This window comes from Amycolatopsis stemonae, assembly GCF_054781455.1.
This window is the reverse complement of the sequence record NZ_BAAGUJ010000011.1, coordinates 24,605-42,393: the sequence shown is the minus strand read 5'-3', so window position 1 is coordinate 42,393 and position 17,789 is coordinate 24,605. Positions and strand designations below refer to the sequence as shown.

Sequence of the window (17,789 nt, the reverse complement as noted above, 5' to 3'; positions counted from 1 at the left end):
CGTGGGGGTCGAAGAACTGGGCACGGACGCCGACGGCGACAGCAAGGTCGCGGCGAAGCCCGGCAAGAAGGAAAGCATCTTCCACCGGCTCTACGTCGGCACCGGCGCGTTCGACGTCGTCGGCAAGCGCAAGCGCTGGTACATCTTCTTCGCCGCGCTGGTGCTCGTGTGCCTCGCGTCGATGGTCTTCCGCGGCTTCAACATCGGCATCGAGTTCGAGGGCGGCACGCAGATCCAGATGCCGGCCAACGGCATCCACGGCGTGATCACCGAGGACCAGGCGAAGGAGTCGTTCCAGAAGGCGCTCGGCCGCCCGGCGGCCGAGACGCAGAAGGTCGGCACCGGCAACGCGTCGACCATCCAGATCCGGACCGACACCCTGGACGCGGCCGAGGTCGCGAAGGTCAAGCAGGGCCTGTTCACCGACCTGGGCCCCAAGGGCAGCAACGGCCAGCCGAGCGTGCAGGCGATCTCCGACAGCGCGGTGAGCGCGTCGTGGGGTGGCGAGATCTCGCAGAAGGCGCTGATCGCGCTGGCGGTGTTCCTCGTCGCGGTGGTCATCTTCCTGGCGATCTACTTCGACCCGCGGATGGCCGTGGCGGCGCTGATCTCGCTGCTGCACGACATCCTGGTCACGGCCGGGGTGTACTCGCTGGTCGGCTTCGAGGTCACCCCGGCGACCGTGATCGGCCTGCTGACGATCCTCGGCTTCTCGCTGTACGACACGGTGGTGGTGTTCGACAAGGTCCGCGAGAACACGCGCGGCCTGCTCGGCCTGACCCGCCGCACGTACGCCGAAGCGGCGAACCTGGCGCTGAACCAGACCCTGATGCGGTCGTTCAACACCGCGTTCATCGCGCTGCTGCCGATCCTCGGCCTGCTGATCGTCGGGTACCTCCTGCTCGGCTCCGGCACGCTGCAGGACCTGGCGCTGGTGCAGCTGACCGGCACCCTGGTCGGCGTGCTCTCGTCGGTCGCGCTGGCGACGCCGCTGCTGGTCGACTTCAAGATGCGCGACCCGAAGTACAAGCAGCAGGCCGAGCGCGTCCGCCAGCGTCGCCTCAATCAGGAGCGCAAGGCGGCCGGCGGTGAGGACTTCGACGCCTCGGACGACGACGCCCTGGCCAAGGAACTGCGCAAGGAACGGGCGTACGCGGCCGCGGCCAGCGTCCCGGCCCGGATCCAGAAGCAGCGTCCGCAAGGCAAGCCGTCGACCAAGCGGAAGCGCTGACGTGCAGCTGGACGACGCCCTCGGCCTGATCGCCGAGGTGCCGGACTTTCCGGAGCCCGGCGTGCTGTTCCGCGACCTGAGCCCGCTGTTCGCGGACGCGGGCGCGTTCAAAGCGGTGACCGACGCGCTGGCGGGCACCCTCGGCGAAGACGTCGAGGCGCTCGCCGGCGTGGAGGCCCGCGGGTTCCTCCTCGCCGCGGCCGTCGGGTACGCCCGCGGCCTCGGCGTGGTGCTGGTCCGCAAGCCCGGCAAGCTCCCGCAGGTGGCGGGCCGGGTGGACTACGCGCTGGAGTACGGCACGGCGACCGTCGAGCTCCCGGCGGGCGTGGTCCGGCCGGGCCAGCGCATCGCCGTTCTCGACGACGTCCTCGCCACGGGCGGCACGGTCGCGGCCACGGGCAAGCTCCTGGAAGACGCGGGAGCCGTGGTCGACAGCGTGTCGGTGGTCCTGGAACTGGCCGCCCTGCGCGGCCGCGAGGTACTGGCGAACCGCAAGGTCCACGCCCTCCAGTCCTGCTGACCCGGCTCTCGTGAGTGGTCAGGGCGGTTGGAACCGCCCTGACCACTCGCGACATGCCGCGGGAGGGCAAAGCCGCTGGTCGGAGGCTTGGCATCCCCCTGAACGGGCGCACCCGGCGGGGCCGCGAGGCGCAGCGGCTACCCTGGTGGTTCGAAGGCCGCACGAGCAGCAGGAGGTGCGGGTGAGCCAGGAGCTCGACGCCGCGGTGCCCGCGAAAGAGGGCGCCCAGCAGAACGGGCAGGCGGCGGCCCAGCCGCCGAGGCCGAACGGTGCGGCGCCGAACCCGTCCGCGACCCGGCGGGTCCGGGCGCGTCTGGCCCGGCGGATCACCGCGCAGCGCGCCGCCCCGGTCAAGCAGGTCCTCGAACCCCTGGCCGTCATCCACCGCGAGCTGCACCCCAACGCCGACCTCGGGTTGCTGCAGCGCGCCTACGACGTCGCCGAGGAACTGCACCGCAACCAGCGGCGCAAGTCCGGTGACCCCTACATCACGCACCCGCTGGCCGTCGCCACCATCCTCGCCGAGCTGGGGATGGACACGACCACGCTGGTCGCGGCGCTGCTGCACGACACGGTCGAGGACACCGGGTACGCCGTCGAGAGCCTGAAGGCCGACTTCGGCGAGAAGGTCGCCGAGCTGGTCGACGGCGTCACGAAGCTGGACAAGGTCAAGCTCGGCACGTCCGCCGAGGCCGAAACCATCCGCAAGATGGTCATCGCGATGGCCAAGGACCCGCGCGTCCTGGTCATCAAGCTCGCCGACCGGCTGCACAACATGCGCACCATGCGGTTCCTGCCGCCGGAGAAGCAGGCCCGCAAGGCCCGCGAGACGCTCGAAGTCCTCGCGCCGCTGGCCCACCGGCTCGGCATGGCCACGGTCAAGTGGGAGCTGGAGGACCTCGCGTTCGCGATCCTGCAGCCGAAGAAGTACGACGAGATCGTGCGCCTGGTCGCCGACCGCGCGCCCTCGCGCGACATCTACCTGCGCTCGGTCATCACCGACCTGACCAGCAACCTCGTGTCGTCTCGGATCACCGCGAAGGTCGAGGGCCGGCCCAAGCACTACTACTCGATCCACCAGAAGATGATCGTCCGCGGCCGCGACCTGGACGACATCCACGACCTGGTCGGCGTGCGGATCCTGGTCGAGGACGTCCGGGACTGCTACGCGGCGATGGGTGTCGTCCACGCGCTGTGGCAGCCGGTCCCCGGCCGCTTCAAGGACTACATCGCGCAGCCGCGGTTCGGCGTCTACCAGTCCCTGCACACGACGGTGATCGGCCCGGACGGCAAACCCCTCGAGGTGCAGATCCGCACCTACGAGATGCACCGCACCGCCGAGTACGGCATCGCCGCGCACTGGCGGTACAAGGAAACCAAGGGCACGCACAACGGCAACGCGATGGACGTCGACGAGATGGCGTGGATGCGCCAGCTCCTCGACTGGCAGCGCGAGGCGGCGGATCCGGGCGACTTCCTCGAGTCCCTGCGCTACGAGCTGGCCTCGCGCGAGATCTTCGTGTTCACGCCCAAGGGCGACGTCATCACGCTGCCCGTGGAGTCCACGCCGGTCGACTTCGCCTACGCCGTGCACACCGAGGTCGGCCACCGCTGCATCGGCGCCCGCGTCAACGGCCGCCTGGTCGCGCTCGAGCGCAAGCTGGAGAACGGCGAAGTCGTCGAGATCTTCACGTCGAAGGCGGAGAACGCCGGGCCGTCGCGCGACTGGCTGCAGTTCGCGGGCTCGCCGAAGGCGCGCGCGAAGATCCGGCAGTGGTTCGCCAAGGAACGCCGCGACGAGGCGATCGAAGGCGGCAAGGAAGCCATCACCAAGGAGATCCGCAAGGTCGGCCTGCCGATCCAGCGGCTCGTCTCCGCGGAGTCGATGGGCGCGGTCGCCACCGAGCTGCGCCACGCCGACATCTCGTCGCTCTACGCGGCGGTCGGTGAGGGCCACACCAGCGCGAAGCACGTCGTGCAGCGGCTGGTCGCGCTCATCGGCGGCGTCGACGCGGCGGAAGAGGAGCTTGCCGAGCGCGCGACGCCCTCGACCGTCACGCGGCGCCGCGGGTCCAACGACGTCGGCGTGGTGGTCAAGGGCGCCAGCGACGTCTGGGCCAAGCTCGCCCGCTGCTGCACGCCGGTGCCGGGCGACGAGATCCTCGGCTTCGTCACCCGTGGCGGCGGCGTCTCGGTGCACCGCACCGACTGCACCAACGCCGGCGACCTGCAGTCCCAGCCCGAGCGGCTGGTCGAGGTCGAATGGGCGCCTTCGGCGTCTTCGGTGTTCCTGGTGGCCATCCAGGTCGAGGCGCTCGACCGGCACCGCCTGCTCTCGGACGTGACGAAGGTGCTGGCCGACGAGAAGGTCAACATCCTCTCGGCGTCGGTGACCACGTCCCGCGACCGGGTCGCGGTCAGCCGCTTCTCGTTCGAGATGGGCGACCCGAAGCACCTCGGCCACGTCCTCAAGGTGGTCCGCGGTGTGGAGGGCGTCTACGACGTCTATCGCGTGACCTCGGCTTCCTAGGGCGTCCACGACCCGTCGACGGCGATGCCCGCGGCCGCGGCGACGCGGTCGCGGGACTCCCGCAGCCGGTCGCGCACAGCGGGCAGGTCGACGTCGAGCAGCTTCCCGTCGCGCTTGACCGCCTTCCCGGCGACGAAGACGCTGTCCACCAGGCCGGGGTGGCCGGCCGCCACGATCGTGCCGACAGCATCGCTGACGGGAAAGACGCTGGGGTCCTCGGCATCGAGCAGGATGAGGTCGGCGTCCTTGCCGACGGTGAGGGAGCCGGTGTTGCGCCCGACCGCCCGGGCGCCCTCCACGGTGGCGAACCCGAGCACGTCCCGGGTCGTGACGCTGCCGCGCTCGGCGGCCAAGGCCGTGCGCATGGCGCCGAACAGGTCACCGCCTGCGGACGGGCAGTCGTCGATCGACAGCGAGGGCCGGAGCCCGGCGGCCAGTGCCCGGCCGGTCACCAGCGGCTCGAAGCCCATCTTCAGTTCGACGTCCGGGCTGATCGACAGCGAGCAGCCTGCGTCGGCCAGCATCGCGAGCTGGTCGTCGGAGAGGCCGTTGCCGTGCACCACGGTCAGCTGGTCGTCGAGCAGGCCGCGCTCACGCATCCCGTCGATCGGCCGGTCGCCGTGCGGCCAGCCGCCGGTCCCGTGGATGTGGGTGCTCGTCCGGAGCCCGAGTTCCCGCGCCAGCGCGACCTCGGCGCCCGTGTCGTCCATTGTGGACATCACGGGCCCCCGCAGGCCGAGGGCCAGGTCGTCGCCGGGGAGCAGGGACCGCACCCGCCGGATCTCCGGGGCGATGTCCGGACCCGCGGCGCCGTAGCAGAAGATCGAGTGGCCGGGCGCGTCGCGCAGCCCGGCGATCGCGGCGTCGGCGTTCTCCGGGCGGTCGGCGCAGTGGAACCAGTCGAGCATCGTCGTGACGCCCGAGGAAAGGGCCTCGAGCCGGCCGAAGAGATTGCCCAGGTACACGTCTTCGGGCCGGTAGTGCGGCCTGAGCGTGCCGTGCATGGCGGTGCGGTACTGGTCGAACGTCCAGTTCGCGCCGAGGCCGCGGAACGCCGTCTGCCAGGTGTGCCGGTGGGTGTCCACGAACCCCGGCAGGACGATCTTGCCCGCGGCGTCGACGACGTCGGCGTCGGCCACGTCGAGTGCGGGGGCGACCGCGGCGATCCGGCCGTTCTCGATGAACACGTCACCGCGGGGCAGGTCGCCGACGGCCGGGTCCATGGTGACCACCAGGCCGCCGCGCACCAGTGTCTTCATCGTGTCCTCCCTAGGAGTTGATGCGTCAACTCTAGCGTAGACTGACGGCCATGAGCCCTGAGGACTGGGAGTTCTGGGACACCTGGATGCGCGCGCAGCGGTTGCTCGCCCACGAGCTCGACCGCGGCCTGCAACGCGACTGCGGCATCTCGAAGGCCGAGTTCAGCGTGCTGCGGACGCTGGCCCGGCCGATGCGCGTCGGCGAGCTCGCCGACGCGCTCGACTGGGAGAAGAGCCGCGTCGCGCACCTGTTGACGCGGATGGAGAACCGCGGCCTGGTGGCGCGGACCGAGGACGGCGCCACCGGCCGCCGGACCGGGATCGAGCTGACCGGCGAAGGCCGCCGAGCGGCGGAGAACGCCACCCGGGCCCACGGCGCCACCATCCGCCGGCTCGTCCTCGACCGGCTCACGCCCGGCCAGGCCGCGGCCATCCGCGCCTGGAGCGAGCAGCTCATCGGGTCCTAGAAGAGGGCCGCGACCAGGGCGGCGAGCGGCGGCAGGGTCTGGGCGAGCGCGCCGGCGCGCCCGGCACCGCGCGGCCGGCTGAGGGCCAGCAGGTCGGACACCCCGAGCGCGATCCCGGCCAGGGCCATGTACCCGCAGGTGTAGAGCACCAGCGCGCGGCCCGCTTCGACGTTCCCGGTGTTCAGCAGGACGATCCCGACGACCGGGCCGGCGGCGAGGAACAGGTTGTAGAAGCCGACGTTGAACGACCACAGCCGGGTGGCGGGCAGGTGCTCGGTCGGGACGCTGAAGATGTCCCGGTGCACGCCCGGCCGTTCGAACAGCACGACCTCCCAGGTGAAGGCCAGCAGGTGCACCAGCGCGGCGATCCCGGCGAAGACCTGGACGGCGGCGTTCACGGCTCCACCAGCTCGACGCCGTGCCGCCCGGCGACGTCGGGAACCTGCTCCGGCGCGGCCTGGTCGACGTCGCGGAAGAACCGGCCCATCGCGCCGGTCAGGCTCACCGCGAGGAACTGCGCCGAGGGCGTGTGCACGGTGAAGGTGTTGACCGCGCTCGCCGGGATGCTGATCGACGCGCCCGGACCGAGGTCGTGGAGCTCGCCGTCGACGTAGACCGTGATGCGCCCGTGCAGCACGTAGAAGCTCTTCGCCCACGGCTCGGCGTGCGGCGGGACCGACGGCCCGCGGGGCGCGTCGACCTCGAACAGCTCGTAGGCGCCGCCGGTGTGCTCGGCGCCGACCTTGACGGTGATCCGCGCGTCCTTCGAGTCGAGTTCCGGGCCTTCGCCCGGGGCGCTGAAGTGGGTCATACCGCCGACGCTAAGCAGCAGGCGGGCGGCCGGACATCCCGGAAACGTGGGATACCGGCGGCCCGGCGCGCGGCGCATACTGCGTCCATGTGGGAGGGCCGGGCGCGGGGAGTGCGGCGCGAGGTCGCCGCACTCGCGACGGCGGGCGTCGGCGTCGCCGAACTGCACGCCGCCGCCATCGAGCTGGTCGACCGCGTGGTCCCGGCGGAGCTCACGTGCTGGGCGTCGCTGGACCCGGACACCGCGGTAATCAGCTCGATGACCAGCGGGCGCACCCGGATCCCCGGCGAGTACGAGCCGCTGCTGGCGACGTACGAGTACGACGGCTCCCAGCCCCACACCTTCGCCGAGCTGGCCCGCCGTCCGGTGCCGGTGGCCCGGCTCTGGGACCTCCCGCGCCGCGACGCCGAACGCAGCGGCCGGTTCGCCGAGGTCTGGCGGCCGCTGGGCCTCGGCCACGAGCTGCGCGCCGTGTTCCGCGTCGACGGGACGTCGTGGGGCGCGGCCGGCCTGGTCCGCCGCGGCGAGTTCAGCGACCGCGAGGTCGAGTTCCTGACGTCGGTCGCGCCGGCCCTGGCCGCGGCGACGCGGGTGGCCGCCCGCACGCGCGACGCGGGGGAGCGGGCGGCACCGGCGATCGTCGTGGTCGGCCCGGACGGCCGTCAGCGTGCCGCGACGGCGGCGGCCGCGGCCTGGCAGACCGAACTGGACGAGATCGCGCCCGGCCGGTTCGCGGTGTTGTTGCGGGCGGTCGTGGCCGGCGCCCGGGCGTCGGGGTCGTTCCGCGCCCGCGTCCGCGACGCCCACGGCGGCTGGATCCTGCTGCAGGCCAGCCGGTTGCTGGGGGAGGACGACGACGAAACCGCGGTGACGGTCGGGCGCGCGTCGGGTGCCGAGCTGCTGGGTGTCCTGCTGGCGGCTTACGGCCTGACCGCGCGGGAGCGTGACGTCTGCCGCGAGGTCCTGGCCGGCCGGTCCACATCGGACATCTCCGCGCGGCTCGGCATTTCGGCGCACACCGTGCAGGACCACCTCAAGTCCGTGTTCGCCAAGGTGGACGTCCGCAGCCGGGGTGAGCTGACGGCGAAGCTGTTGTCCTAGAGGACCTTCCGCAGCAGGGCGTTGACCTCGTCGGGGCGTTCCATCGCCGGGAGGTGGCCGGTGTCGGCGAGCTCGACGAGCTCGGCGTTCGGCAGCGACTCCGCGAGGTGGTGGGACAGCTCGACCAGGCCGAGCGCGTCGGACGTGCCGATCACGACCTGCGCGGGAGTCGTGATCTCGGCCAGCCGGTGCCGCGTGTCCGGGATCTTCTCCGTCCACTGTGGACCGTTCCGCTCGCGCCGGTACACCTGCTCACACATGTCCCGGACCAGCGCGAGCATGCCGGCCGGCAGCACCGAGACGTCCCGCTCCGGGCCGGCGACGAGGTAGCGGATGTTGGCGTCCGCCATCGCCCGTGCGTCCGCGGTGTCGATCCCGGCGGACAGCCGGGCGATGTCCTGCTGCATGTGCTCCGGCCAGGTGTGCCCGGTCAGGCCCGAACCGAGCAGCACGAGCCGGGTGACCCGCTCCGGCGCGGCGAGGGCGGCGTCCAGCGCGCACGCCCCGCCCATCGACGCCCCGACCAGCGCCGCTCGCTCGATCCCCCGGGCATCGAGCAGGGCCAGCAGGTCCTCGTAGTGGGCGTGCTGGCCGGACCCGTCGCCGGTTTCCCCGAAGCCGCGGCGGTCGTAGCGGATCACCCGGTGTGCGGCGGCGAGCGAGGCGAACTGGGCGTCCCACATCCGGCGGTCGCCGATCGCGGCGTGCAGCAGCACGACCGCGGGCCCCTCTCCCGCTTCGTCGTAGCCGAACGCCGTCCCGCCCACCTCGATCGTCGCCATGGTGCCCAAGCTAGCCACCCGACCGTGTCACACACCGCAGTTTTCGCTCAGGGCGAGCGGTTAGGGTGCCAACCATGACCGACGGATTCGACCTGACGCGCGACGGTGAAGTCGCCCGGCTCACGCTGACCCGGCCGGAGAAGATGAACGCCATCACCTACGGCATGTGGTCGGCGATCCCGGACGTCGTCGCCGAGGTGGAGGCCGACCCGGCGCTGAAGGCGCTGGTGATCGCGGGCGCGGGCCGGCACTTCTCGGCGGGCGCGGACATCAGCGAGTTCGGCGAGCTGCGGACGACGGCCGAGGGCGCGGCGAGCTACGACAAGGCGGTCGAGGGCGCGGTCGCGGCCCTGACGGCGATGCGCAAGCCGTCGGTGGCGATGATCCAGGGCAACTGCATCGGCGGCGGCTGCCAGGTGTCGGTCGCGTGCGACTTCCGGTTCGCGGCCGAGGGGTCCCGGTTCGGCATCACGCCGGCGAAGCTCGGCATCGTCTACCACTTCGACTCGACGCGCCAGCTGGTGTCCCTGGTCGGCCCGGCGCACGCGAAGTACTTCCTGCTGTCGGGCGAGCTGATCACGGCGGCCCGGGCCCGCGAGATCGGGCTGCTCAACGACGTCTTCCCGGCCGCGGAGCTGGAGTCTTCGACGCTGGAGTTCGTCTCGACGCTGTGCTCCCGCTCGCAGGCCTCGATCCGCGGGATGAACCGGATCATCGAGAAGATCGTCGCCGGCCAGGAGACGTCCGACGCCGAGGTCGAGGAGATCCGCTCGGAGGCTCTGCACGGCGTGGACTACGCCGAAGGTGTCGCGGCGTTCCTGGCCCGGCGCCCGCCTCGGTTCACCCACCGCTGACCAGGATCGTCACGAACCCGCCGTTCGCGGCCACCGGCACGCTCAGCCGGCCGTCCGCCGAGACCTCCGACCGCTCCCGCAACAGCCCCGACGGACCGTCGCGGAGGGTGTCGGCGAGCCAGCGCCCGTGGTCCAGGAAGCCGAGCGGCACGTCGACGGTCTTCGCCGGGCCCGCCGAGAGGGCGCCGACGAACCACCGGTCCCCTGAGCGCCGCGCGAACACGGCCTCCCGGCCGGGGCGTCCGGACAGCAGCCGGGTCTCTTCCCAGACCGTCGGCAGCCGGTCGAGCGTGCGCAGCGCTTCGGGCCGGGCTTCGTAGTTCTCCGGCTTGTCCGCGCCGTGCTGCCAGCCCGACTCGAACACCAGGAACGCCGCCACCTCGTGCGCGTCGGTCGTGTCGCGATCGGACACCACGAACGCGGTCGGCGTGTAGTCCATGCTGCCGACGACGTTGCGGGTGAACGGGAACATCGTGTTCGTCGCGGCCCGCGTCCGGTACTGCTCCGCGCCCCGGACGGCCTCGAAGCTCATCACGTGCGGCCAGGTGCGCTGGAAGCCGCGGGGGATGGTCGCGCCGTGGAAGTTGATCATCAGGCGGTGCCGCGCGGTGGCCCGCGCGATGTCGTCGTAGAACCCGAAGCGCGCCTGCGTGTCGGAGTCCATGAAGTCGACCTTGATCCCGGCCGCGCCCCAGGACTTGACCAGGGGCAGCCACTTCGCGCGCTCGGCCGCCGTGTCGAGGGAGGTCCACCGGAACCACAGGATCACCTCGACGCCGCGCTCACGCGCGTAGCGGATGACGTCCGGCACCCAGGACGCGTCCCAGCCCTCGTCGACGAGCAGGTACGGCCAGCCGTGGCGGGCGGCGAAGTCCGCGAACTGCTTCTGCCGCACGGGATCGCGCGGACTGTCGTGTTCGGACAGCCACGACCACGCCACCTTCCCCGGCCGCACCCACGACGTGTCGGCCAGCTTCGACGGCGGGGCGAGGTCGTCGACCAAAGTGGACTCCGTGACGGTCGCGAGGTCGCCGGTGATCGCCACCCGCCAGGGCGTGACGAACGGCCCGTCCCCGGTGACGGCGGCGTCGGCCAGCTTGATCCCGTAGCCGGCCGTCCCGGCCGCGTGCGTCAAGCGGGCGCCCGAATACCGGCCGTCCACATCGGACTCGGTGAGCAGCGTATAGCTGCCGTCTCCGGTGCCGAACAGGGACGGGAAGCCGTAGTCGCCCGGCTTCGCGCCACCCGCGGTCGTTTCGGTGCGGACGCCTTCGTAGTTGGGGGAGTAGGGCAGCAGCCAGGCCGGCGCCGACGCGGGCAGCGTGAACGACGACGCCTCGCCGGTGATCGTCCCGCCGGCGGGCAGCACGTAGCGGTAGGCGACGCCGTCCGCCGCCGCGCGCACGACGACGTCCAGCCGGGTTTCGCCCCGACCGGCGAACGACAGCGTCGTCTCCGCCGCCCGCGCGTGCCGCCGAAGCCGCTTGCCCGTCGTCATCGTGTAGTGCTCGTCGACGACCCGGTCGGCGCGGCGCAGGAACCGCAGGTCACGCGTCAGGTCGGCGGCCTCGGTCCGCAGGCCCAGCGGGGCGGGTGCGAGCACGGTCGTGGCGCCCCGGGAGACCCCGAAGGTCAGGCCGCCGTCACCGGTGCGGGCGACCTCGGCGGTCACCGCGCCGGTCAGGCTCACGGTCCAGCGCTCGGCTGCGTCGGCGGGCATGGTGGTCAAGAGGGTAGTGGTCAGGGCGAGCCCCGCGGCGACGAGCTTCACCGGCCGCTTCAGGCGTCCAGGTAGGCGTGGAAGTGCTCGGCGACGACGTCGGTGACGCCGGCCGGATCGAGCCTGCCGTCGATCTCGATGACGCGGATGCCGAGCTCCCGCGCCGAGCGCACGGCCTGCGCGGCGAGCATCCGGTCGCGGGTCAGCCGGGTGCGCTGGCGCGGGATCGCCGGCGCGTCCGGCCGGTGGCGCAGCTGGTGCTGCCGGAACAGCTCGGTCGGCACCAGCACGACCATCCGGCCCGGCGCGTCGACGAGCGGCGCCACCAGCTCCGGCCGCAGCCCCCAGCCCTCGGCGACGATCGGCCGCGGCGACGTCAGCGCGCGCAGGTCGTCCAGCGCGCACTCGAAGCGTTGCCGGAGCTCGGCCACCAACGCGGTCAGCTGGTCGCCGGCCGGGACGTCCTCGGCCGGTGCGGTGCCGGGCCGGGTCCGGTCGTCGTGGTGGTAGGTGGTCAGGCCGTGGCGTTCGGCCAGCAGCCGGGCGACCGTGGACTTGCCGGTCCACGGGGCGCCGCCGATCCACAAGGCCTTCCGCAGGGTGCCGAACGGATCCGAGGTCATCGTTCGACTATTGCGGCACCGGCGGGCCGAAGCCAGCGTTCGGGCGCCGGTTGAGCCGTTCAGCGCAGGGTGACCCCACGCGTACGGGCGGCCACCACCGGATCGGTCACGTTCTGTCGCCTTCGTCGTCGACCACCAGGACAGTGGCGCTGTCGGCGAAGCCCGGCTCCTTGTCGAACCGGAACCGGAACTGCCCGCCCGGCCGGATCGCGGCGATCACCTGCGTCTCGGCCGTGTCGAGCACGATGATCGAGTGCTCGGCGGTGATGGGTTCCGGGCTCAGCACGACGTCCGGCCGCGGTTCGGGCACGACGACCGGGATCGGCAGGGTGCCGCTGACCGAGCCCGAGCCGTCTTCGTCCTCGTGGTGGTCCACCGGCTCGAACGGGGCCGGCGGCAGCACCTGCGGACGGCGCCGCCACCAGAGCCCGGCGAGCAGCCCCGTCAGCAGCCCGCCGGTGCCGCTGACGGCCGAGGCGAGCCCGACGCCCAGCCCGGAGGCCTCGGGGACGGGCTTCGCCTGCTGCGTCCGAGGTGCGGCCGACGGCACGGGCGGCAGCGGGCCGAACCGCACCGCGGGGTCCTGGGCGTCGTCGGGCAGCTGCAGCACCTGGCCGGGCTCGATCTGCGTGGCGTCGGTGAACGGAGTCCCGTCCGGCCGCGGCCGGCCCTGGTTCAACTTGAAGATCTCGGGGAAGCGCCGCCCGTCGCCGAGCGCGCGTTCGGCGATCTTGAACAGCGTGATGTCGTCCGGGTTGTCCGCGTGCGGGACGATGAAGTACTTGACCGACGGCGGAGGTGGTGGCGCGGACTGCGCGAGCGCGGGGCCGCCGGCGAGGACGGCGAAGAGGACCCCGGCGGCGCCGGCCTGCCCGGCCCGCCCGAGGACGCGGCGCACCGCGGGAACCCGGTTTCCGACCATGGTCGACACCCTCTCCCCGGTGACCCCGGCGGGTCCCGGTGTTGCCCCACTAACACGGGGCCGGAGCGGGCGTGGTTCAGATCTTGTCCCAGGGCACGGTTTCGTACGCGCCCGCGAGCAGCTCCACCGCGCGGTCCGCGGGCGGCAGCACGAGGTCGTCGACGGCGGCGACCGCGCGTCCCGGCGTCTCGGAGTTCGTCAGGAACATCGCGTCGAACCCGGGGAGGTCGGCGGGCCGGACTTCGCGCGTCTCCTGCGGAACACCCCGGCGGCGCAAGGCTTCCTGCTGCACCAGCATCGTGATCCCCGGCAGCACCGCGGCTTCCGGCCAGACGACCGTGTCGCCGGCCAGGAACCCCGCGTTCCAGATCGACGCCTCGCTGATCCGGCCCGCCGGGTCGACGAACAGCGCGTCGTCGAAGCCGGCGAGCTGCGCCTGGCGGGAGTGGTGGATCAGGCCGAACGTGCCCAGGTGCTTCACCTGCGGCAGATCCCGTTGGTACGGCACGGTCTTCAGGCGCAGTGGCGCCGGGTCAGGCTCTTGCGGCGGGTGCGTGCGGACCAGGATCTCCGGCGTCATCGGCTCGTCGAACGAGCGCGTGAGCACGACCACCCGCACCGAAAGCGCGGGTTCACCGGCGACGGCCTGCCGGACGTGGGCCAGGACCCGGTCGACGTCGAGGTCGGCGCCGAACAGCAGCCGGGTGCTCACCGTGAGCCGTTCGAGGTGGTGGGCGAGCCCGCGGACCCGCCCGTCCCGGACCTGCATCGCGGTGAAATGCCCGTAGGAGGTCATTCCCGCGACGAAGGCACCCGGGTCGAGCGGCTCCCCGTTCAGCTCGATGCGACCCGGCACTACTGGACGGTGACGCCCGTGAACTTCACCTGCTTCGTCGGCGCACCCGTGCCGTCCTGCGGGTTCGGGTTCGCGATGCCCGCCTTGGCGACCGCGTCGAGCACCTTCAGGCCCTCGTCGCTGATGCTGCCGAACACCGAGTAGTCCGCCGGGAGGCCGTCGGCGGTGCCGTAGACCATGAAGAACTGGCTGCCGCCGGAGTTCGGCTGCGACGTCTTCGCCATGGCGAGGATGCCGCGGCCGTACTTGATCTCCGGGAACGCCTCGTCCGGCATCGTGTAGCCGGGACCGCCCTGGCCGTCCTGGGTCGGGTCACCGGTGGCCGACGGGTCACCGCACTGCAGCATCTGCAGGCCTTCGGTGCCGAGCCGGTGGCACATGGTGTCGTTGTAGAAGTTCTGCTTGGCGAGGCTGACGAAGCTCTGCACCGCACAGGGCGCGAGCGCCCGGTCGAGCGTCAGCGGGATGTCGCCCGCCGTGCTCTTCAGCGTCACGTTGACCGTGCCCGTCGACGCGACGTTCTTGCCGTCGGGCAGGTTGACCTTCTTCGGCGCCTTGCCCGTCGTGTCGGCCTTGAAGTCGCACGTCGTGGGGTTCGGCAGCGCCTTGGTCCGCTTCGGCATCGCCGCGCGCTGCGTCGGGATCTGGACCTCGGTGGGCGACGGCGTCGCCGACGGGGAGGCCGCGGTGTCGGTGGTGTCCGCGCCGTTGGCGCTCACGATCCAAACCACGATGCCGGCGATGACGAGCACCGACACGGCCGTCACGCCGATGCCGATCTGCTGGCGCCGCTTCCGCTGCTCCTTGCGACGGTCGAGCTGACGCTCGAGTTTGCGCTTCGCAGCTTCGCGGCGCTGCTGGTTGGTCGCCACCCCGTACCCTCCAGGATTCCGCTTGAGTCACACGTCTGAGGTAGCGGCAGTGTATGGGCACAGCCTGTGAGGACCATGTACAGGGCCCGCTAGTCTCAACCTGATCGTGATCGGCGCCATCCGGCGCGGATGTCCGGGAGGCGTTCGGTGCTCGTCGTCGGGTTCGTCAGCGGCCCGCTGCAGGCCAACTGCTACCTGCTGGCGGAGGCCGCCGGCGGGCCGTGCGTGGTCGTCGATCCGGGGCAGGAGGTGGCCGCGCCGCTGGCAGCCGCACTCGCCGAGCACCGGCTGGTCCCGGCGGCGCTGGTGGCCACCCACGGGCACCCCGACCACGTCGCTTCGGCCGCGGAGCTGTCGGCCGAACACGGCGTCCCCCTGCACCTGCACCCCGCGGACGCGGAACTGCACGACGGCGCCAGCGTCCCGCTCGAGCGGGGCACCTTCGCCGGTCTGGACATCGACGTCCGGCACGTGCCCGGGCACACTCCGGGCTCGGTGGTGCTGGGCCTCGAGACGCCCGAGGGCGGGCGGCTCGCGCTGACCGGCGACACGCTCTTCGCGGGGTCGATCGGCCGCGGGGACGTCGAGGCGGTCGTGCGGGAGCTGGTGGCGGGCCTGCCGGACGACACGGTGGTGCTGCCGGGCCACGGCCCGGCGACGACGATCGGGCGGGAACGCGCGGGCAACCCGTTCCTCGCCGGGACGGGGGCGTGAGCGTGGCCGAGGAGAAGACCGAGCGGCTGGCGCTGTTCGAGGAGGACCCGCGCGGCCGCCGTCGCCGCGGGATCTCGGGGCTGATCGGCGTGGTGCTCGTCGCCGCGGCGTTCGGCGGGGTCGCCGGCCTGATCGGCGGCACCCTGACCGGGCTGGTCGTCGCCGTCGTGATCGCGCTGCCGCTCCTGTACGTCATGGCGGTCAGCATCCGGCGCCGCGTCTGGCTGGAAGGCTCGACGCTCATCGTGCGGACGTGGGGACTGCGCCACGTCGACCTGGTCACCGCGACCCGGCTCGACCTGGTGATCGGCGACGTCCGCGGCTCCCGCACGGTGAGCCTGCTGGTCAACGCGGGCCAGCGGGGCAAGGTGGCGAAGGTCGACCTGGCGGTGTTCTCCGGGACCGGCGGGCGCGAGCTGGGCATCCTGCAGCTGCGGAAGCTGGCGAACGCGCTGATGAACAACGTCGATGCGAACGGCCTGGTGTTCGGCGAGCTGCTGGTCTCCGAGCTCAAGGCCGAGGCGCGCGGCGCCGGCGTGGCCGAACGGCCGCTCTACCGCCTGGCGTCGGTGGCGCCGTCCGGAAAGTACGTGCAGCGGTTCACCATGGAGGCCGTCAGCCGGTTCGTGGCGACTCTCGACTGAGCTGCTCGTCTTCGGCCGCACGCAGCTGCTCGAGCTGGTAGACGAGCTCCGGGACCTCCTGCGCGACGTACGCCGTGAGCCGCTCGACGTGGTGCAGCGTGGCGCGGATGTCGTCGAGGGCGATCGCGATGCGCGGCAGCGATTCGACGGCCTGGACGGCGGCGGTGACCACCCGCAGCGCGCCCCTGACGACCTGCCGCGGCCCGATCAGCACGAACATGGCGTCTCCCCGGGTCGGCTGCCGCCTTCCTACCGCGTCCGTCCGCGCTGGTCGCGGCCGGGGTTCGCGGGTGTTACGGGTGTGACGGAACGGCTTTCGTGGTGCTGCTGAGGTAGGTCGCGGGCTCGCGGGAGGCGATCAGGGCGGCGAGGATCGTCGTCACCGGGACGGCCGCCACGATGCCGACGCTGCCGGCGAGCGTGCGGACGATCTCCTGCGCGATCTCCTCGCTGCCGAGCAGCGAGCCCAGCCCGACGCCGGAGATCGACGAGTACAGCAGCACCGGCAGCGCGGCCCCGGCGTAGGCCATCACGAGCGTGTTGACCGCCGAGCCGACGTGGTCCCGGCCGATCCGCAGGCCCGAGTGGTACAGCTCGCGCCAGGTCAGCTCCGGGTTCGCGCGGCGCAGCTCCCAGACCGCGCTCGTCTGGGTGACGGTGACGTCGTCGAGCACACCGAGCGCGCCGATCACCACGCCGGCCAGCAGCAGCCCGCGCGAGTCGATGCCGTGGCCGAGCGACCCGATGAGCGTCGACGTGCTGTCGTCGAGCCCGGTCAGCGAGGCCGCGGCGGAGAAGATCGCCGAAAGGACGCCGATGAGGGCGAGGCTGACCAGCGTGCCGAGCACGGCCGCGGACGTTCTCGCGGACAGCCCGTGGGTCATGTACAGGGCGATGAACATGATCGCGCCGGACCCCGCGATGGCCACCACCAGGGGGTTCTCGCCGGCCAGGATGGCCGGGAGGATGAACAGGGCGATCACGACGAACGACAGGCCGAGCGCGACGAGCGCGGCGACGCCCTGCCAGCGGCCGAGCACGAGCACGGCGACGGCGAAGAGCGCGGCGAGCACCAGCAGGGGAGTGCCGCGCTGGAAGTCGACCAGCTGGAAGCTCGCCGGGTCGCCCGCGTTGCCGCCGTTGTAGGCGAGCACGACGGCGTCTCCCGCGGAGAAGCGCGGGGTGCTCGGCTCGATCGGCACGGTCAGCTTCAGCGGCTTCCCGGCGGCCGGGCCGTCGGTCATCGTGAGGTCGACGGTCAGGCACGGCTTCGCGTTCGGGTCCTGCTGGTCGCCGACCTGGACCTGGCCCTGCGCGAGGCAGGGGCCGGTGTTCGTGGTCTTGATGTCGGCGGCGACCGGGGTGCCCTGCGGGACGACGCTCGTCGGCGACGCCTTGCCCCACGGGTACAGCACGATCATGCCGACGACGGTCGCGACGGCCAGCGGCGCGAGCAGCCAGATCAGGAGGAGCCGGACGCGGCGGGAGGCCGGGGCAGCGGGGCCGTGCCCGTGTCCATGGCCGTGCCCGTGGCCGGTTTCCGGTTCGGGCTTCTTCGCGGGCCGCTTGACGCCGTTGGCGGGCACGCGCTGCCGCTGGGGTCCGGTGTCGGTCCGCTTGTCCCCGGGGACGCGCTGGGCGCCCGGGACCCGCTGGGGCCCGGTGCCGTCGCGGCGGCGGGCGGGGTCGGCGGCGCGCCGGGCGCCGTCGGCGGGCGGCCGGCGGACGGGCTTGCGGGGCGATCCCGGCGATCCCGGCGCGCCCGGCGTTACGGGCGTTCCGCGGGCCGGAGAAGGGGACACCTCGTCCGTGACCCGGCGAATCGGTCCGGTTTCGTCGTCGGCGAGGTCGGGGCGGTCCACCCGCACATCCTGACAGCGGGT

General features: G+C 72.5%; 19 protein-coding genes. 8 read left to right on the top strand and 11 right to left on the bottom strand.

Annotated features, from left to right (window positions below; genetic code table 11):
• Position 1 precedes the first annotated feature (1 nt).
• The 3 genes from secF (at position 2) to ACYVLJ_RS33380 (ending at position 4,281) form a co-directional block, all read left to right on the top strand.
• Positions 2 to 1,231, top strand: coding sequence for a protein translocase subunit SecF (gene secF / locus ACYVLJ_RS33390; RefSeq protein WP_460441660.1), 1,230 nt, complete (start codon positions 2 to 4; stop codon positions 1,229 to 1,231).
• A gap of 1 nt (position 1,232) precedes the next feature.
• Positions 1,233 to 1,751: a purine phosphoribosyltransferase family protein gene (locus ACYVLJ_RS33385; RefSeq protein WP_460441659.1), complete on the top strand. Its 519-nt coding sequence runs from the start codon at positions 1,233 to 1,235 to the stop codon at positions 1,749 to 1,751.
• Positions 1,752 to 1,932: 181 nt separating this feature from the next.
• Positions 1,933 to 4,281: a RelA/SpoT family protein gene (locus ACYVLJ_RS33380; protein ID WP_460441658.1), complete on the top strand. Its 2,349-nt coding sequence runs from the start codon at positions 1,933 to 1,935 to the stop codon at positions 4,279 to 4,281.
• On the opposite strand, the gene ACYVLJ_RS33375 is transcribed toward ACYVLJ_RS33380, so the two are convergent.
• Positions 4,278 to 5,540 carry an amidohydrolase family protein gene (locus ACYVLJ_RS33375; protein WP_460441657.1) on the bottom strand — a complete coding sequence of 421 codons (1,263 nt, stop codon included), beginning with the start codon at positions 5,538 to 5,540 and terminating at the stop codon, positions 4,278 to 4,280. The two genes, ACYVLJ_RS33380 and ACYVLJ_RS33375, sit on opposite strands and share 4 nt — an antisense overlap.
• Before the next feature lie 50 nt (positions 5,541 to 5,590).
• Between ACYVLJ_RS33375 and ACYVLJ_RS33370 the strand changes: the two genes are divergently transcribed.
• On the top strand, positions 5,591 to 6,007 hold the full coding sequence (locus ACYVLJ_RS33370; protein ID WP_460441656.1) for a MarR family winged helix-turn-helix transcriptional regulator: 417 nt from the start codon (positions 5,591 to 5,593) through the stop codon (positions 6,005 to 6,007).
• Here the strand turns inward: ACYVLJ_RS33370 and ACYVLJ_RS33365 are convergent.
• A complete protein-coding gene (locus tag ACYVLJ_RS33365) occupies positions 6,004 to 6,405 on the bottom strand; it encodes a DUF1304 domain-containing protein (RefSeq protein WP_460441655.1) in 402 nt (133 codons plus the stop codon). The genes ACYVLJ_RS33370 and ACYVLJ_RS33365 overlap by 4 nt on opposite strands.
• The gene (locus ACYVLJ_RS33360) at positions 6,402 to 6,818 is read right to left on the bottom strand and encodes a cupin domain-containing protein (protein ID WP_460441654.1); all 417 of its coding nucleotides are present in this window, start codon (positions 6,816 to 6,818) and stop codon (positions 6,402 to 6,404) included. Before ACYVLJ_RS33360 ends, ACYVLJ_RS33365 begins: the two co-directional genes overlap by 4 nt.
• 87 nt (positions 6,819 to 6,905) lie before the next feature.
• On the opposite strand from ACYVLJ_RS33360, the gene ACYVLJ_RS33355 reads away from it, so the two are divergent.
• Positions 6,906 to 7,919, top strand: coding sequence for a helix-turn-helix transcriptional regulator (locus ACYVLJ_RS33355; RefSeq protein ID WP_460441653.1), 1,014 nt, complete (start codon positions 6,906 to 6,908; stop codon positions 7,917 to 7,919).
• On the opposite strand, the gene ACYVLJ_RS33350 is transcribed toward ACYVLJ_RS33355, so the two are convergent.
• Positions 7,916 to 8,701: an alpha/beta fold hydrolase gene (locus ACYVLJ_RS33350; protein WP_460441652.1), complete on the bottom strand. Its 786-nt coding sequence runs from the start codon at positions 8,699 to 8,701 to the stop codon at positions 7,916 to 7,918. The genes ACYVLJ_RS33355 and ACYVLJ_RS33350 overlap by 4 nt on opposite strands.
• A 74-nt stretch (positions 8,702 to 8,775) precedes the next feature.
• Between ACYVLJ_RS33350 and ACYVLJ_RS33345 the strand changes: the two genes are divergently transcribed.
• Positions 8,776 to 9,555, top strand: coding sequence for an enoyl-CoA hydratase/isomerase family protein (locus ACYVLJ_RS33345; protein ID WP_460441651.1), 780 nt, complete (start codon positions 8,776 to 8,778; stop codon positions 9,553 to 9,555).
• On the opposite strand, the gene ACYVLJ_RS33340 is transcribed toward ACYVLJ_RS33345, so the two are convergent.
• From ACYVLJ_RS33340 to ACYVLJ_RS33320, 5 genes are all read right to left on the bottom strand, one after another.
• Positions 9,542 to 11,275 (bottom strand): glycoside hydrolase family 97 protein, encoded by a 1,734-nt coding sequence (locus ACYVLJ_RS33340; protein ID WP_460441650.1) that lies wholly within the window; start codon positions 11,273 to 11,275, stop codon positions 9,542 to 9,544. The two genes, ACYVLJ_RS33345 and ACYVLJ_RS33340, sit on opposite strands and share 14 nt — an antisense overlap.
• A 59-nt stretch (positions 11,276 to 11,334) precedes the next feature.
• Positions 11,335 to 11,898, bottom strand: coding sequence for a hypothetical protein (locus ACYVLJ_RS33335; protein WP_460441649.1), 564 nt, complete (start codon positions 11,896 to 11,898; stop codon positions 11,335 to 11,337).
• A gap of 106 nt (positions 11,899 to 12,004) precedes the next feature.
• On the bottom strand, positions 12,005 to 12,820 hold the full coding sequence (locus ACYVLJ_RS33330; RefSeq protein ID WP_460441648.1) for a LysM peptidoglycan-binding domain-containing protein: 816 nt from the start codon (positions 12,818 to 12,820) through the stop codon (positions 12,005 to 12,007).
• Between the two features lie 76 nt (positions 12,821 to 12,896).
• The gene (locus ACYVLJ_RS33325; protein ID WP_460441647.1) at positions 12,897 to 13,676 is read right to left on the bottom strand and encodes an aminotransferase class IV family protein; all 780 of its coding nucleotides are present in this window, start codon (positions 13,674 to 13,676) and stop codon (positions 12,897 to 12,899) included.
• Complete coding sequence (locus ACYVLJ_RS33320) at positions 13,676 to 14,548, bottom strand: peptidylprolyl isomerase (protein WP_460441646.1); 873 nt, start codon at positions 14,546 to 14,548, stop codon at positions 13,676 to 13,678. Before ACYVLJ_RS33320 ends, ACYVLJ_RS33325 begins: the two co-directional genes overlap by 1 nt.
• A gap of 147 nt (positions 14,549 to 14,695) precedes the next feature.
• On the opposite strand from ACYVLJ_RS33320, the gene ACYVLJ_RS33315 reads away from it, so the two are divergent.
• Positions 14,696 to 15,262: an MBL fold metallo-hydrolase gene (locus tag ACYVLJ_RS33315; protein ID WP_451988082.1), complete on the top strand. Its 567-nt coding sequence runs from the start codon at positions 14,696 to 14,698 to the stop codon at positions 15,260 to 15,262.
• Positions 15,259 to 15,906, top strand: coding sequence for a hypothetical protein (locus tag ACYVLJ_RS33310; protein ID WP_460441645.1), 648 nt, complete (start codon positions 15,259 to 15,261; stop codon positions 15,904 to 15,906). The genes ACYVLJ_RS33315 and ACYVLJ_RS33310 overlap by 4 nt, the downstream gene beginning before the upstream one ends.
• On the opposite strand, the gene ACYVLJ_RS33305 is transcribed toward ACYVLJ_RS33310, so the two are convergent.
• Positions 15,878 to 16,126, bottom strand: coding sequence for a hypothetical protein (locus ACYVLJ_RS33305; RefSeq protein ID WP_460441644.1), 249 nt, complete (start codon positions 16,124 to 16,126; stop codon positions 15,878 to 15,880). The two genes, ACYVLJ_RS33310 and ACYVLJ_RS33305, sit on opposite strands and share 29 nt — an antisense overlap.
• A 73-nt stretch (positions 16,127 to 16,199) precedes the next feature.
• Positions 16,200 to 17,768 (bottom strand): YibE/F family protein, encoded by a 1,569-nt coding sequence (locus ACYVLJ_RS33300; RefSeq protein WP_460441643.1) that lies wholly within the window; start codon positions 17,766 to 17,768, stop codon positions 16,200 to 16,202.
• Positions 17,769 to 17,789 lie beyond the last annotated feature (21 nt).